The organism is Arachnia propionica (assembly GCF_003932785.1).
Classification (GTDB): Bacteria; Actinomycetota; Actinomycetes; order Propionibacteriales; family Propionibacteriaceae; genus Arachnia; species Arachnia propionica_B.
This window is the reverse complement of sequence record NZ_RQYT01000009.1, coordinates 36660-52348: the sequence shown is the minus strand read 5'-3', so window position 1 is coordinate 52348 and position 15689 is coordinate 36660. Positions and strand designations below refer to the sequence as shown.

Here is a 15689-nt window from a genome sequence, read left to right as displayed (position 1 = left end):
CCATCCGGTGGCTCGCCTTCCCCTGCGTGCCGGCCCGGATGAGGACCTGCACATAGTCAATCCTGTCGAGGGGGTCCCCGTCAAGGGGGAGGGATCAATCCCCCAACAGCCTGCGCAGCTCCGCGTCGAGGTCACCCTCGTCATCCGTCCGGTGATCGGGATGGACGTAGGACAGGGGATCCGCGAGGTGCTTCGCGGTCGGCAACAGATCGGGATGGCGCCAGATCGCGTCGCGGGCCTCCGGGCCGTGGGCGTGCTCCTGCGAGGCCCACAGGTTCTCGGCGTCGCGTACGAGCCTCGGGTGGAGCTCCAACCCGAGGAGATCCTTGAACACGTCCCGGATCGGGCCGCCGGAGGCCCGGCGGCGACGCACCACCTCGGCCAGCTGCGGGGCCGTCGGCATGTGCTGGGCGGCGCTCGCCACGACATGGTCCACCCAGCCCTCGATGAGGGCCAGCAGGACCTCGAGCCGCCCGAGGATCTCCAGCTGCGTGGGGGTGGAGGCTGGCTTGAAGAACGAACGCTGCACCTGTTCGCTCACGGCGACGATCTCCTCCAGGTTCATCTCCTCCATGGCGGGGTGCAGCTGCTCCGTCAGGGCCTCGAAGTCGATGTGGATCTCCCGGGCGAAGTGCGCGAGGAGGGCCTCGAGCTGCGGGGTCAGCCAGCCCACCGAGTCGAACAGGCGCTGCCGGGCCGCCTCGCGCAGCAGCAGGTGGAGCACCACGTCGCCCTCGGGGAGGTCGAGGTCGCGGGTGAACTCCGCGACGTTGATGGGGAGGATCGTCGCCTGGGAGCCGGTAGCGAGCCGGATGCCGATCTCCGAGCCGGTGAGGGTCGACGCGGCCACGGCGGCCAGCACCCTGCCGAGACGCTCCCGGTACACCAGGGAGGCGGCGGTGCGCATCATGGGGGCCAGCATGGCGCTCAGGCCCTGCAGCTCCGGATCGGTCGGGTCCCCGGCCCCGCGCTGGAGCGCCACGGCCAGGCCCTCGATGATGGGCTCGACGAGCTTGCGCCAGCCCTCGGAGGTGGCCAGGAGCCATTCGCTGCGCCGCAGCGTCAGGGGCGGCACGCCGGCCGCGCTGAACGACGTCACCGGGTCCAGCCAGGACTGGGCCAGCCGTTCCGCATCCGCGATGGCGAGTTTCTCCTGTGCCGAGTGCTCCGGGTCCGGGCCCAGCTCCCGGGTCGCGTTGATGGCGCGCGTGATGGTGGTGCGCCAGGCCGCGTCCGGGTCCTGGTCCGCAGGGGTGAAGCCGATTCCTCCGGCCGCCTGCAGGTGCTGCATCCGCCCCATCAGATCGGCCAGGTTGAGGTTGTCGGCCTCAAGGCCGAGCTGCTCCAGCATCCGGCGGAGCTGCTCGAAGTCGAAACCTCCTGGAGTGGTCATGACGCCCCTTTCACGATGACTCAGACATCCATTGAACCTCATGGCACCAAGAGATCGCGTCAGATCGTGTGCTGGCGGGCTTGGTACGCTTTCCCACACCCACAGGGCAACGAGGAAGGGGGATGGTGTGTCGCGCAATCTGGTCGCGGTGGTGTCCTCGGTGCTGTTCGTCATGTTGGCCGTCGCGATCGTGCTGACCCCCGTTCCCTTCGTCACGTGGCGTCCCGGACAGACCGTCGACGTGCTGAGCTCGACCAGCGATGGCCCCCTCATCGAGATCTCGGGGCTGCCGACGAGTTCGAGTGGCGGCACGCTGCTCATGACCACCGTCTCCACCAGCCGCGTCGACTCCAGCGTCAGCCTGCCCGAGGCCCTCATCGCCCATCTGGTCGAGGACTCCGACGCCCTGCCGCGGGATGTCGTCTACCCGGCGGGCAAGTCGAACGAGGAGGTCCAGAGCGAGGCCGTCGCGATGATGGACACCTCCCGGGTCAACGCCACGGTCGCCGCGCTGAGGGCGGCGGGTCAGGCGGTGACGGCGATGCCCATGGTCTCGGGGGTCGTGCTGTCCGGCCCCTCCCACGGGGTCCTGGAGCCGGGTGACCTCATCGAGGCGATCGACAACGAGGACGTGTCGAAGGCGGAGGCGGTGCGCGACGCCGTGCGCCGCCGCAACGTCGGCGACCCGATCGTGTTCCGGGTGATCCGCGGCGGTGAGGTCACCAACGTGACCGTCACGGCGGTCGCCGGGGCGGACGGTGCCGCGAGCGTCGGCATCACCACCAGCATCGGCTACCGGTACGCGCCGACGGTGAACTACCGCATCGACCCGGACATCGTCGGCCCGTCGGCAGGGCTCGTCTTCGCGCTCGCCGTCTACGACCGCATCAGCGACGGCGTGCTCACGGAGGGCTCGGTCGTCGCGGGAACCGGAGCGATCGACGCGGCGGGCAAGGTCTCTGCCATCGGTGGTGTCCGGGAGAAGATCAAGGGGGCGGAGAAGGCCGGGGCGAAGGTCTTCCTGCTGCCCCGGACGAACTGCGCCGACCTCGGGGGACTGCGGACGTCGTTGCGCCTCATCCCCGTCTCGACGCTGAAGGACGCCATCGCGGCGCTCCAGATGCTGGAGGAAGGCAAACCCAACGAGGAGGTTCCCACCTGTGAGTGAGAAAGACCAGAGCCGATTGCTGGCCGCCCTCGCGGAGATCGAACGTCACGTCTCCCAGCTCGGCTGGGACCAGCCAGCCCGCCTCTTCGCCCTCGTGGAGACGGGGGCGCTGCTCGAACTCGAACCACAGCTGCGGGACAGGGTCGCGCAGACCGCGCCGGACTCCCTGACCGCCATCGAACAGGACGAGTTCACCGTCGGTGACGACCTGTTCGAGCGGCTGCAGCGCATCTCCTGGCCGGACACGGTGCTGGGCTGTGCGCTCGCCATGGAACGCGCCCTGCTCCCCCCCGAGTTCGAGGGGGAGATCCCGGAGGACGACGACAAGGCCGTCGACTTCGTCAACTCCCACCCGGCGCGCACCGATGTGCGTTTCGTCGTCGGTGTCCTGCGTGACGGGACCAGGCATGGCCTGGCCCGGCTCGTGTCCAACCCCGAGGATCTGCTCGGTGCCGAGGACCTGGTCCCCGGACTGGCCGACGCGCTCCTCTCCACCCTGAGCAAGGAGGCATGATGGCTGCTGAGGCCCTGGAGGCCCCCCGCCGCAGTCCCCTCATCATCACGGTCGGGATCCTGGGCGTGCTGGCCCTCGTCGCCGCACTGGCTGCCCGCTTCTGGACCGACTTCCTGTGGTTCCGCAGCGTCTCCGCGACCACGGTCTTCGTCACCCAGCTGACGGCCCGGGTCGGGCTGTTCGTCGTGTTCGGCCTGCTCATGGGGGCGGCGGTCTTCGCGTCGATGACCCTGGCCTACCGGCTCCGGCCACCGATCAGACGCAGCAACCTGGACTCCGAGTTCCTCATCCAGCTCCGGGACAACCTGGATCGTCGCTCCCGGATCATGATGCTCGTGCCGGCGCTGGTCGGCGTGGCCCTCGGCGGGGCGTTCGCCTCCGGGCAGGACCAGACGTTCCTCGCCTGGATCCGTGCAACGGAGTTCGGGTCGAAGGACGCGGTGTTCGGACTGGACGCCTCCTTCTACGTCTTCCACCTGCCCTGGTGGCGCTTCGTCATCTCGTTCCTCACCCTCGTCGTCGTCGCGGCGCTCGTGGGGGCGCTCATGGTGCACTTCCTGACCGGGTCCATCAACGCGGCCGCCTTCCGCGGCTCCGGGAACCTTCGGGCGGGCAAACCCGCCCAGCAGCAGGTCTCCGTGCTGCTGGGGGTCGCCCTGCTGCTCTACGGCATCTCGATGTTCCTCGACCGGTACGGCTTCCTCACCACGCAGAACAGCCTGTTCACGGGCGTCAACTACACCGACGCCACCGCGCGGATCCCGGCCAGCCTCATCATCGCCTGCATCGCCATCATCTGCGCCCTGCTCTGCTTCTACAACGCGGTCAAGGTGCGCTGGAGCATCCCCGGGGTCTCCGTCGGTCTGCTCGTGGTGTCGTCGCTCATCGTCTCCTCGGTCTACCCGTGGGTGATCCACAGCTTCGTGGTCAAGCCCAACGAGCCCGATCTGGAACGGCCCTGGATCGCCAACAACATCGCCGCCACCCGGGACGCCTTCGGCATCGACGACGTCGAGATCACCGACTACGAGGCGGTCACGACGGTGAGCGCGGGCCAGCTGCGTCAGGACGCGGAGTCCCTGCCCGCCATCCGTCTGATGGATCCGGCCGTCATCGCGCAGACCTTCGAACAGCTGCAGCAGGTCCGGGGCTACTACCGGTTCCCGACCACCCTCGACGTCGACCGCTACGCCATCGAGGGGCGGGAGACGGATGCCGTGGTCGCTGCCCGTGAACTGGATCTCGACGTGGTCGAGGCCGGCAACACGTGGAACAACAAGCACACCGTCTACACCCACGGGTACGGGATGGTGGCCGCCTACGGCAACCGGCGTGAGTCCAACGGCGAGCCGACCTTCTTCTCCGGCGGCATCCCCACCGAGGGGCTGCTGGGCATCGACCAGCCCCGGATCTACTTCGGGGAGGAGTCCACCCACTGGGTGATCGCCGGTGCCCCGGAGTCGATGGACCCCGTCGAGCTCGACACCCCCGGCGGTGGCGAGGGACACACCGAGACGAAGTACACCTACACCGGAGCCGGTGGGGTCCCCATCGGGAACTTCATCAACAAGGCGGCGTTCGCGATCCGCTTCGGGGACGTCAACCTGTTGCTGTCCGAGCGTGTCAACTCCGACTCCCGGTTGCTCCACGACCGGGTCCCCGTCGAACGGGTGCGCCAGGTCGCCCCGTTCCTCACCGTCGACTCCGACCCCTACCCGAGCGCGGTCAACGGTCGGATCGTGTGGATCATCGACGCCTACACCACGAGTGCGGACTTCCCGAACTCCTCACGGGTTGACTGGACCAGCGTGATCCGGGACACCCGCACGACCGGCAACCAGCTGGTGCGGGGCACCCAGGTCAACTACGTGCGCAACTCCGTCAAGGCGACCGTTGACGCCTACGACGGCACCGTCACGCTCTACGGCTGGGACGAGGAGGACCCGATCCTCAAGACCTGGTCGAAGGTGTACCCGGGACTCATCACCCCGAAGTCCGAGATCTCACCGGAGCTCATGGCCCACCTGCGGTACCCGCAGGACCTGTTCAAGGTCCAGCGCCAGGTGATGGGGCTCTACCACACGACGAACCCCTACACCTTCTTCCAGCAGTCGGACATCTGGGAGGTCCCGTCGGACCCCGTCCACGGTGGGCAGCAGGGCACCAAGGAGCCCCCGTACTTCCTCACCATCAAGTGGCCGGGCGACGACCAGGCCTACTACTCCAACACCACGGTCTTCGTCCCGAGGGGGCGCGAGAACCTGTCGGTGTACCTGGCCGTCAACGCCGACGCGACGAGCCCCGACTACGGGAAGCTGCGGGCGCTCAAGCTGTCGGATGCCAAGCAGATCCCCGGACCGGGGCAGACCTACAACGCCATCTCCACGAATGAGACGGTCGCGGACCGGCTGCTCCCGTTCAACCGGCAGGGCAATGCCAGGGCGATCTACGGCAACCTGCTGACCCTGCCCGTGGGCGGCGGGCTCATGTACGTGCAGCCCATCTACACGCAGACGAGTGAGACCAGCGGCGGCTATCCCGCCCTGCGGTTCGTCGTGGTCCGGTTCGGCGAGCACGTCGGAATCGGCGACACCCTCCAGGCCGCCCTCGACCAGGTGTTCCAGGGCGACGCGGGCGCCGCGACGGGTGAGCAGCCCGTCGAGGGTCAGACCCCGAGCCAGGGCACCGTCCCATCGGCCCAGCCGCCGGCGGAACGGGCCAAGGAACTGGTCAAGGAGGCCGTCGACAAGCACGCCGCCGCGGATGAGGCACTGCGGGCGGGTGACCTCGCCGGGTACCAGCGGCTGAACCAGGAGGCCAAGCAGAAGGCCGAGGAGGCGCTCACCCTGCTCGAGCAGGAGTAGGAGTCCCTCAGGGGGTGGCGGGCATCACCTCGTGGGCGATGCCCGCCCGCTCCAGGTCCCGGCTGAGCTGCTCGGCCGGCCCGACGAGCACCACGGTCAGCCGTTCCGGGCTGATGAGGCGCCGCCAGGTCTCCGAGGCCTCGGCGGCCGATGTGGTGGCGTAGCGGGCGTTCACCTCGTTGACGAAACGCGGGTGCTCCTCGGCGGCTGCCAGGACCGCGCTCTGGTGGGCGATGTCACCGGCCGTCTCGTAGCTGAGCGGAGCCACCTGGACGAGGAAACGGGCGCAGTCCGCCACCTCCTCGGCGGTGAGGTCCTCCGGAAGGGCCAGGTGTTGGTGCAGCAGGCTGATGCACTCCGCGGCGCTCTCGTTGGCCACGGCCGCGGCGACGGTGAACCAGCCGCCGTGCCGGCGGGGCGCCACGCCGCCGGAGACGCCGTAGGTGAAGCCGCGACGTTCACGCAGCTCCAGGTTGAGTCGGGAGGAGAACGCCCCCGCCATGGCGTGCCCGCCGAGTTTCAGCGCCGGCCACGAGGGATCGTGGCGGCCGGGCGTGAACTGGGCCGCGCGGATGACGGTCTGTGCGGCCCCCGGATGGTCCACGACCACGCAGCCTCCCCGGTCCCGTGCGCTCGGTTCCGGTGTCTCGGTCGGGACGCCGGGGTGCCACCGCTCGAAGGGGGAGAGCAGGGAGGTGTCGTCGAGGTCCTCCAGATCGCCCGCGACGACCAGCGTGGCTCCCGCGGGGTGCCAGTGGCGGGCATGCCAGGCGACCACGTCGTCGGGTCGGATCGCGGCGAGGGTGTCGGCGGTCCCCGTGAGTTCGCGTCCCTCCCGGCACTCCGGCCCGAACAGGGCGGCGCGGAGCTGCTGCGGTGCGCGACCTGCGGGCGCTGCCATGCGCTGTCGCCACGCCGCATCCAGGGCCTCGACGTGATGGGCGACGGCATCGTCGTCGTAGGCGGGCTCCATCACCACCTCCGCGAACAGCCGCAGTGCGGTGGGCAGCCGCCGTGCCGGGACGCTGAGCGACAGGTGCGTGTGGTGCCAGCCGGTGGACCCGCCGAGTGCCGCCCCCTGCAACTCGAGCTGCTCGATGACGTCCGGGTGGGATCGGGTCGCCTCGTCCGCGGCGTGCAGGGCGACGGCGGCGACCCCCTCCAGGCGGCGGTCCTCCATTGCGACGGGCGCCGGGAGCACGAGTTCGGCGGCGACGAGTCGTTGCCCCGGCAGGTGGATGCGCCACAGGCGCAGACCGTTGTCCAGCCGGGTCTCGTGGGGCAGGGGGAACTGCCAGGGGGACGGGTCGGTGACGGCGGGTCGGCTCACTTCGACTCCTCGGGAAGGTAGTGGAGCAGACCGGCGCCGGTTCTGGCCGCGACGGCCTCGGCGATGTCCTGCTCGCGGATGGCGGACACCTCGTCGAGATGGGAGTTCATCCGTTCGGGGTCCCCGTGGGTCAGCCAGGCGTCGGCCGCGACGGCGGCCCGCCCCGCCACGGTGGCGAGTTCCTCGAGCCAGTCCCGCTCGGCCCTGGCCCTGGCCCTGTCGAGCTCCTGGGCGTCGGGACCGTTGAAGGAGACCAGCTCCTCCTCGAGGGCCGCCGTGACTTCGTCCGGGTCCTTGCCCTCGGCGGGGCGTGCCTGAATCACGGCGAGGGAGGCGCCGCGCAGGTTCGAGAGCAGGAAGGTGTGGGTCTCCTGCGCGACGGCGCGTTCCTTGACCAGGCGGCGATGGAGTCGGGACGCCTGACCGTCCCCGAGGATGCCCAGCCCGAGGTCGAGTGCGAGGTGTGACGGCTCGTCGGCGCGGGGGCCGAGCCACGAGGTGAACACCAGCGGGTGCGGCACCTGCCCCCGGACCACCCGCCGGGTCGGGCGTGGCTCGGGGTCCGGCAGCGCACCGCGTTCCGGCACGGCCACGTCCTCGATGTCGCCGAAGTGCCGCTCCACCAGGTCCACGGCCGCCCGGGTGGTGACGCCACCGCAGATGACGAGTTTCGCGTTCGACGGGCGGTACCAGCGCTCATGGAACGCCGTCACATCCGCGAGATCGGCCTCGGCCAGATGCGCCATCGAGCCGATCGGGAGGTGACCGTAGGGGTGTGACGCGGGGAAGTGCTGGGCCACGAGCAGTTCCAGCAGGTCGCCGTAGGGGCGGTTGTCGTAGCGCTGGGCCTTCTCCTGGGCGACGACGTCGCGTTGCGCGTCGAGGTTGGTCCGGGAGATGTCGAGGCTGCGCATCCGGTCCGCCTCCAGCCACAGGGCCAGCTCCAGCGCCCCCGGTGGGACGGTCTCGTGGTAGACGGTGCGGTCCGAGGAGGTGTAGGCGTTGATGGAGCCGCCCAGCGACTCGATCGTCGCCATGTGTTCCCCCGGGGCGACCTGCGCGGATCCCTGGAACATGAGGTGTTCGAAGAGGTGGGCGAAGCCGGTGGCGTGGGGATCCTCGTCGACGGAGCCGACGACGAAGCTGAGGTTGATCGCGACGGCGGGGGAGCGGGGATCCGGCATCACCGCCAGCTCGAGACCATTGTCCAGCCGGTGTCGGTCGATGACCTGGTGGGGATCGCCCATCGTGCCTCCTTCGTGTCGCGGGTCAACTGTATCGGCCCACGACACCGGGGAGGTTCAGCGATCCTCGCCCTGCTGGCGGCGGCGCCACCTCTCCTCGAGCTTCTCCATGAAATCGCTGGTCGACTGCGGCTTCACCGGGCGAGGTGCGTGACCGTGATCGGCGGGGACACCGTCCTCCGAGATCCTCGTCCAGGCGCTGAGGCCCACGATCGCGGAGGCCAGCATGAGCACGAAGCCGATCACCGAGACGGCCGGGTGTATCTGGATCCCGACCACGAGGGCTGTCAGACCCGCGACGAACCCGAGGACCGCCAGGGTCGCCCGGCGCTTCTGAACCTTGTACTGAGGAACGCCGCGGAGGGTGTCGGCCAGTTGGGGATCCTCCTCCATGAGGGAGGCCTCCAGCTGCTCGAGACGTCGCTGTTCCTGCTCGGACAGAGCCATCCACACCCTCCTTCGTGCCGGGACCGGTCAATCCCTGGGAACTCCATTGTAGGCGGCGATCCCGCCGCCCATCACCTCCGTCGCGGGCGGATGAGCGAGCGGGGTAGCAGGCGTGCCGACCAGCGTTGGGTCGGCGGCAGTCCGCCCAGGATCAGGCGCCGTGCCCGACGCGTTGCGCTCGGCAGTTCGCCCGGGTCCGGGGCCTGTTGTGCGTAGAGGGTGCGTTCCACGAGATCGGCGACCAGCCTCAGGTCCGTCGCCGCCTCCCTCCCGAGGCCCGCGGCCATGGTGGCCGCCGCTGCCCCGGGCGATCCGGGCTCCCAGGGGAGTCCGGCATCGGTGAAGGTGTCCCGCAACTCCCGCCACGCGGCGGAGGCCAGGTCCGCCCCGGCGCGGGAGGGTCGGAGCCGCCACCAGCCGCGGGCCCACCTGATGACCGCCGGGAGGACGGCGAGGACGAGGAGCCCGAGGAGGCCGACCACCGGCCAGAACCACGGGCTGCCCGAGCTCCCGTCGGCGGGCCCCGGCTGGTCGTCGCTGGCACCCGGCTGCCCGGAGGGGCTGGGCTCCGGGCTCGCCTCGGCCGTGGGGGTTGGCTCCGGTGAGGGACTCGGGGTCGCCTCCGGCGTGGTGGGGGCGGCGGATTCGGTGGACGGGGGCGGTGCGGGCTGGTTGCCCTCCCCGCTGCTGCCGCCGCCGTAGGACTTGGTTGGCTCGAAGGGTACCCACCCCAGGCCCTCGAAGTACAGCTCGGGCCAGGCGTGCATGTTGTCCGTCGTCACCCGGAAACCGTTGCCGTCAGCGGTTCCCCCGGTGAATCCGACCGCGACCCGGGCCGGGATGCCGGACATGCGCGAGAGGAGGGCCATGCTGATCGAGAAATGGATGCAGTACCCCGCTCGCTCGTTGAGGAGGAAATCGGCCAGGGCGCTGGTGCTGGATGAACCGGGGGCCTCGAGCGTGTAGGTGAATTGATCGGACTGGAAGAACTCCACCAGGGCGAGGGCCTTCTGGCCGTCCGTCTCCGCGCCCTTGGTGATCTCGGCGAGCAGGTCGGCGACTCGGGCGGGGACGTCCTGGGGAACCTCGAGGCTGCGTTCCCCGTCGGGGCTCTTCCCCGCCTTCGCGGCGGCGATGGTCGCGGCGTCGTGCTGGGGGATCACCGAGGTCACCGTGTAGTCCAGCCGCTGGCTCTGTCGCGCCCCTTCCTGCCCGGTCGCGACGACGGCGAGCGTGTCCGGGTCCCAGCCCCACTTCCCGTCAGCCCGGAACTGCTCGGGCGAGAACGGGACCGGCAGGTACTGGGAGGGAAAGGCCATGGAGATCGAGAGGTCGACCTTCGTTCCGGGGAAGTCGTAGGCCCCGGCCAGGTCCCCGGAACGCAGCCGCATCGAGTCGAGCTGCGCACCGTTGGTCGTGATCCTCGTCATCGCGGTGGTGCGCAGATAGTGGGGTGCGCCGTCACTGGAGGTGTAGCGCAGCACGTCCACGGGGTCCGGACGATGCAGGTTCTCCTCCAGATCAACGGTGGGGTCCCCCAGTTCGATGGGGGCCTCGTTGAGATTCGAGCGCCAGGGCTGCTTCTCACCCATGGGGAGGAAGGTTGCCACGGCGACGGCGAGGGCCACGGCGAGCCCGGCGGAGACGGCCCCCACCAGCCAACGGGACCCCTCGAATCCGGGGGACACGGGGCGTGGGGCGGCGAGGAGCACAGCCACGTAGCCTGCTGCGACGCCGAGGAACAGATCGAGGGCAACCTCCTCGGGCTGCACGACGGCGGCGATCCCGAAGGGCAGGGCGAGCGAGGCGATGGCCCACCCGGGCTGCTCCAATGCCTCGGCGAAGGTCGTGGTGAGGATCCAGCTCGTGGCGGCGAGCATGAGCAGCAGCCACGTGATCCCGGGTGCGATGGGTATGGGCAGCGTCGCCTCGGCGAGGGCTCGGGCACCGTCCCCCGTCAGGCCGGCCCACGCGTGGGTGGGGGCATGTCCCGGCGCCAACGCCAGGCCACGCCATGCCAGCACGGCGACGCAGGCGAGGGAGGTGAGGAGCACCGAGAGCACCCGCCCCAGGCCGACGAGGGCGAGGACGCTGCCCAGCAGCCCGGGAACCAGGAGGAGGAGCACGGTGTCCAGGGTCACCACCGGTCCCTCGACCAGCGGGTCGATGGGGAACAGGGACACCAGCACGGCGAGTGAGATGGTCAGGGGCAGCAGAAACGAGCGGGTCGTTCTCACAGGGCCTCCCTCCTTGCCATGAGCAGTTGCCACGCCTGAGGCACCTTGGTGGTGGGGCCGTAGGGGGCGAGGTTCCAACCGGTGCTCGACAACAGGCGACAGGCCTCGTCGTGGGCGGCGGCCCGATCGGGGGGCAGGGAGAACGCCTCAGCGTCGGGCACGAGGGCGTCGCACTGGGCCAACCCGATCGTTGCCGCAACGAGCGCGGCGGCGTCCCGTGCGGTGAGGACCCCGAGGCAGGCCACGACCGACTGGGCGATGCTCAGGGCGTCGGGGTCGGCCAGGCAGTCCTCGAGGGAGGAGCGGCCGGAGGCCGACACATCGGTCATGGCCGCCATCAGACGTTCCCGCCCCGAGGAGCCCTCGCCGCGCAGCGGACGGAAGACCGTGCCGTCGGCACCCACGACGGCGACGCGCAGCCGTTCGGCGAGCAACGCGTTGGCCACGGAGGTGCCGAAGGAGATGCCCCATTCGAGGCTCGAGTCGCGACCCGAGCCGAGGTGGGCCTGATCCCGGGTGTCGATCAGCACCGTCAAGGCCGGGTCCCATGGTTGTTCCTCCAGCCTGACCATGAGCTCGCCCCGTTTGGCGGTCATCCGCCAGTGAACACGACGCAGACCGTCGCCGTGCTGGTACTCCCGGACCAGGACGTCGTCCATCCCGGCCTGCCCCACCCGTTGCGGCGTGGCCTCACCCGAGGAGCCGACCGACCGGCCGGACCGGGGTAGTGAGATCGGCCAGACCTCGGGGGTCACCCGGAGCCACGCGGGGTCGCCGGGGATCCGCCGCTGCCGCCACGCCGTGTTCAGGGGGTCGTGGTTGCGGGCCGTGAGGGGGCCGAGGGGGAAGTGTCCCCGCATCAGGGTGGGCACGTCGTAGCCGGCGACCTGACGCCAGACGGTGATCCCTTTCAACAGTTCGAACCGGGCATCGGGACCGAGTGTTCTTGGTGTACCGTCCCGGAAACTCAGGTTCGAGAAGCTGAAACGTCGCGAATTCGACACGGCGAGGCGGGCCCGTGCCGGTTCGCCGATCGCCACCGAGCTCGGGACGACGGAACGCTCGAGGGTCAGGCGGGGCGACAGGAGGAACACGGCGAGCAGACCGCACAGCGGAATGGCGGCGAGGAACACCCCCACCCAGGCGAGGTCGGGTTCGCCGATGTAGCTGGCCGCGGCTGCGATGGCTGCCCCCACGATGAGGAGCGTCCACCCCCTTGCCGTCAAGCCGGAGCGGAAGCCCATGTCAGCTCCGGTGAGGGCGGGGGACGGAGTCGGCGATCTGGCGGATGACGGTCTCGTTGCTCTGCCGGGCCACCTGGGCGTCCACGGTGAGCAGGACCCGGTGGGCGAGTACCGGAACGGCGAGTTGCTGGACGTCCTCCGGCACCACGTAGTCGCGTCGGGCCAGGGCAGCGGCGACGCGGGAGGCGCGCATGAGATGGACGCAGGCGCGGGGGCTCGCCCCGAGACGTAGCTCCGGATGGTTCCGGGTGGCCTCGATGAGACGCACGATGTAGTCGTTGACCACGGGTGCGAGGTACACGTCCTCCATCGCGCGGATCGCGTCGCGCACCTGGGCGATCGAGGCGACGGGGGTCACGGAGCCGAGGCTGTCCCCGGCGGCCGCGGCCTGGAGCATCGCCACCTCCGAGTCGTGCGGCGGGTAGCCCATCTCGATCCTCGCCATGAAGCGGTCCCGTTGGGCCTCCGGGAGGGGGTAGGTGCCCTCCATCTCGATGGGGTTCTGGGTGGCGACGACCATGAACGGCTCCGTGAGGCGGTAGGTGCGCCCGTCGGCGGACACCTGCCCCTCCGCCATCGCCTCGAGCAGTGCCGACTGGGTCTTCGGCGATGCGCGGTTGATCTCGTCCCCCAGTACGACGTTGGCGAAGATGCCGCCCGGCTTGAACTCGAACTCCCGGGTCGCCTGGTTGAACACCGACACGCCCGTCACGTCGCTCGGGAGCAGATCGGGCGTGAACTGGATGCGGGTGACGTGGCCGTCCACGGCTCGCCCCAGTGCCTTCGCGAGGACCGTCTTGCCCACCCCGGGCACGTCCTCGAGAAGGAGGTGCCCCTTCGCGAGCAGCGCGATGACCGCCATACGGATCTGTTCCGGCTTGCCGACGATCACCTGACCCATGGCCCGTTCGATGCGGTGCGCGAGGTCCGCCGCCTCGCCTGGAGTCATGGCTGTGGTTGGTGGCTGGGTCATGCCTCTCCTCGCAGATCCGGGACGTCTCAACGCCAATGAAGCCTATGAGGTCACGTCAAGAGGCGCGAATCGCATGCGTTCCTGACCGCGTGAAACCGCCGGGAGATCCTCGGGGACACACCGCGTGTGGAGTGTCAGTGGAGCGAAGTGGGGTATTGTGGGGGCCAGTGGAGCAAAGTGGAGGGGATTTTGCGGGAAGGGGGTGACCTGGATGTTCCTTGGGACCCACACGCCCAAGCTGGACGAGAAGGGTCGCCTGATCCTGCCCGCGAAGTTCCGAGAGGCCCTGGAGGAGGGCCTCGTGGTCACACGCACGCAGGAGCGGGCGCTGGCCATCTACCCGAAGGACACGTTCGAGGCCCTCATGGCCCCGGTCAGTGCCGCACCCTCCACGTTGAAGCAGGTCCGCGACTACCAGCGCATGCTGACGGCGGGGGCCAGCTTCGAGGTTCCGGACAAGCAGGGGCGCATCACGATCCCACCGATCCTGCGCGCCTATGCCGGTCTGGACCGCGACGTCGTGGTGATCGGCGCGATGAACCGCGCTGAGATCTGGGACGCCACTGTCTGGGCCGAGTACCAGGCGGAGCAGGAATCCGGCTTCGCGGAACTCGACGCAGAACTGCTGTCCCATCTGGGGCAGTGACCCGACCCGTGACGGAGGTCCGTCACCGGGGCCGACCCTGGCCTTACTTCCCCGAGGCCAGGTGCGATTCCGGTGAAGGAACCCCTGTCACGGGTGGGAGCTTGGGGAAACGAGTCGGAAGGGAGGGCCGCAACGATGTTCACGGATGTGCACGACCCCGTCATGGTGACGCGGATCGTCGAGTTGCTGGCCCCCGCCCTGAGTCGTCCGGGATCGGTCTACGTGGACTGCACCCTCGGGCTGGCCGGCCACGCCCGCGCCGTGCTCGAGGCGGCACCTCAGGCCAGGCTCGTCGGCATCGACAGGGACCCTGACGCCCTGGAGGTGGCCCGGGAGCGCCTGGGGGATCTCGCCGAACGTGCCGTCCTCGTGCGGGCGGTCCACGACGAGATCGAGGAGGTCCTCGCCGGGCTGGGCATCGCTGGAGCGGATGCCGTCCTCGCGGACCTCGGGCTGAGCTCCCTCCAGATCGATCGGGCGGAGCGTGGCTTCGCCTACCGCGTCGACTCGCCGCTCGACATGCGCATGGATCCGGACGGCGGGGTGACGGCCGCTGACATCCTCAACTCGTGGAGCGCCGCCGACATCGCACGGATCCTCCGGCGCTACGGGGAGGAACGCTTCGCCGACCGCATCGCGACGGCCATCGTCGCGGAACGTGACCGGCAGCCGTTCACCACCTCGGCCCGCCTCGTCGACGTGATCGCGGCGGCCATCCCCGCAGCTGCCCGGCACAGCGGAGGGCATCCGGCCAAGCGGACCTTCCAGGCGCTGCGCATCGAGGTCAACGACGAGATGCGGGGGCTGGCGCGGTTCCTGCCCGCGGCGATCGGATCGCTTCGGGTGCAGGGCCGGATCGCGGTACTGGCCTACCACTCCCTGGAGGACCGCCAGGTCAAGCAGGCCCTCGCCGATCTGGCCAGCGACCGGGCACCCCGCGACATGCCGGTGGTGCCGGAACACCTTCGGCCGGAACTCCAGCTCCTCACCCGGGGAGCCGAGAGGCCCGGCCAGGAGGAGATCGAGAACAACCCACGCGCGGCGTCGGCCCGACTCCGCGCAGCCCAACGGATCAAGGAGGCAGCGTGAGCACCACCATCCTCGACCGGGACGTCGTCATCGAGCCGACCCCGGTCCCTCGCGGCCGCCTGCGTATCGCCGCGGCCCCGTCCAGCGTGTCCACTTTCGGTTTCCTGCTCATCCTGGCAGGCCTCGTGGTGGTGGGCATGGCCGCGGTCATGATCATCACCACCCAGGTGGGCGCCCAGTCGCGTGAACTCTCGGCCCTGCGGAAGGAGGCCACCGCGTTGTCCTACGAGGAGGCGGAGCTCACCAGCGAGCTCCAGCAGGTGGCGAGCCCCGGGTCCCTGGCGCTGCGCGCCGCGCAGCTCGGGATGGTGCCCAACCCGTTCCCGGCCTTCGTCGACCTGTCGACGGGGACACTCCTCGGGGAGCCCCGGCCCGTGAAGGGCGACGAGGCGCCGTACATCACGCGCAACGTGCCCGCCGATCCGCTGCCCACGGCGCCCGACGCCGGGGCCGAGAACACGACGGGGGAGGCATGAGCGCCGGGAAGGGGCGGGAGACGCCCCGTCGTCGCCCATCGGGTGGTCCGCGCCCCGGGGAGGC

The 15689-nt window shown here is 70.0% G+C and carries 13 protein-coding genes; 6 read left to right on the top strand and 7 right to left on the bottom strand.

Annotated elements, in window-relative coordinates; all coding sequences use genetic code 11:
- Positions 1-94: 94 nt before the first annotated feature.
- Positions 95-1393 carry a zinc-dependent metalloprotease gene (locus EII35_RS05940; RefSeq protein WP_185744200.1) on the bottom strand — a complete coding sequence of 433 codons (1299 nt, stop codon included), beginning with the start codon at positions 1391-1393 and terminating at the stop codon, positions 95-97.
- A gap of 127 nt (positions 1394-1520) precedes the next feature.
- On the opposite strand from EII35_RS05940, the gene EII35_RS05935 reads away from it, so the two are divergent.
- From EII35_RS05935 to EII35_RS05925, 3 genes are read left to right on the top strand one after another with little or no spacing between them, the layout of a single operon-like run.
- Positions 1521-2561, top strand: a complete 1041-nt coding sequence (locus tag EII35_RS05935; protein WP_260465029.1) for a YlbL family protein — start codon at positions 1521-1523, stop codon at positions 2559-2561.
- Complete coding sequence (locus tag EII35_RS05930) at positions 2554-3075, top strand: PPA1309 family protein (protein WP_125227540.1); 522 nt, start codon at positions 2554-2556, stop codon at positions 3073-3075. The genes EII35_RS05935 and EII35_RS05930 overlap by 8 nt, the downstream gene beginning before the upstream one ends.
- Entirely contained in the window at positions 3072-5939 is a 2868-nt protein-coding gene (locus EII35_RS05925; RefSeq protein ID WP_125227539.1) for a UPF0182 family membrane protein, read from the top strand. The genes EII35_RS05930 and EII35_RS05925 overlap by 4 nt, the downstream gene beginning before the upstream one ends.
- 7 nt (positions 5940-5946) lie before the next feature.
- Here the strand turns inward: EII35_RS05925 and EII35_RS05920 are convergent, their stop codons facing one another.
- The 6 genes from EII35_RS05920 to EII35_RS05895 form a co-directional block, all read right to left on the bottom strand.
- Positions 5947-7269 carry a M16 family metallopeptidase gene (locus EII35_RS05920; protein WP_185744199.1) on the bottom strand — a complete coding sequence of 441 codons (1323 nt, stop codon included), beginning with the start codon at positions 7267-7269 and terminating at the stop codon, positions 5947-5949.
- The gene (locus EII35_RS05915; protein WP_125227537.1) at positions 7266-8516 is read right to left on the bottom strand and encodes a M16 family metallopeptidase; all 1251 of its coding nucleotides are present in this window, start codon (positions 8514-8516) and stop codon (positions 7266-7268) included. Before EII35_RS05915 ends, EII35_RS05920 begins: the two co-directional genes overlap by 4 nt.
- Before the next feature lie 54 nt (positions 8517-8570).
- A complete protein-coding gene (locus tag EII35_RS05910) occupies positions 8571-8960 on the bottom strand; it encodes a DUF3040 domain-containing protein (RefSeq protein ID WP_125227536.1) in 390 nt (129 codons plus the stop codon).
- 71 nt (positions 8961-9031) lie between these two features.
- Complete coding sequence (locus tag EII35_RS05905; protein WP_125227535.1) at positions 9032-11197, bottom strand: transglutaminase TgpA family protein; 2166 nt, start codon at positions 11195-11197, stop codon at positions 9032-9034.
- Complete coding sequence (locus EII35_RS05900) at positions 11194-12393, bottom strand: DUF58 domain-containing protein (protein WP_185744198.1); 1200 nt, start codon at positions 12391-12393, stop codon at positions 11194-11196. Before EII35_RS05900 ends, EII35_RS05905 begins: the two co-directional genes overlap by 4 nt.
- A 49-nt stretch (positions 12394-12442) precedes the next feature.
- Entirely contained in the window at positions 12443-13342 is a 900-nt protein-coding gene (locus tag EII35_RS05895; RefSeq protein WP_260465033.1) for an AAA family ATPase, read from the bottom strand.
- 283 nt (positions 13343-13625) lie between these two features.
- Between EII35_RS05895 and mraZ the strand changes: the two genes are divergently transcribed.
- From mraZ to ftsL, 3 genes are all read left to right on the top strand, one after another.
- A complete protein-coding gene (gene mraZ, locus EII35_RS05890) occupies positions 13626-14060 on the top strand; it encodes a division/cell wall cluster transcriptional repressor MraZ (RefSeq protein ID WP_125227532.1) in 435 nt (144 codons plus the stop codon).
- Positions 14061-14195: 135 nt separating this feature from the next.
- Entirely contained in the window at positions 14196-15149 is a 954-nt protein-coding gene (rsmH, locus tag EII35_RS05885) for a 16S rRNA (cytosine(1402)-N(4))-methyltransferase RsmH (protein ID WP_125227531.1), read from the top strand.
- Entirely contained in the window at positions 15146-15625 is a 480-nt protein-coding gene (gene ftsL, locus EII35_RS05880) for a cell division protein FtsL (protein ID WP_125227530.1), read from the top strand. The genes rsmH and ftsL overlap by 4 nt, the downstream gene beginning before the upstream one ends.
- Positions 15626-15689: the final 64 nt, after the last annotated feature.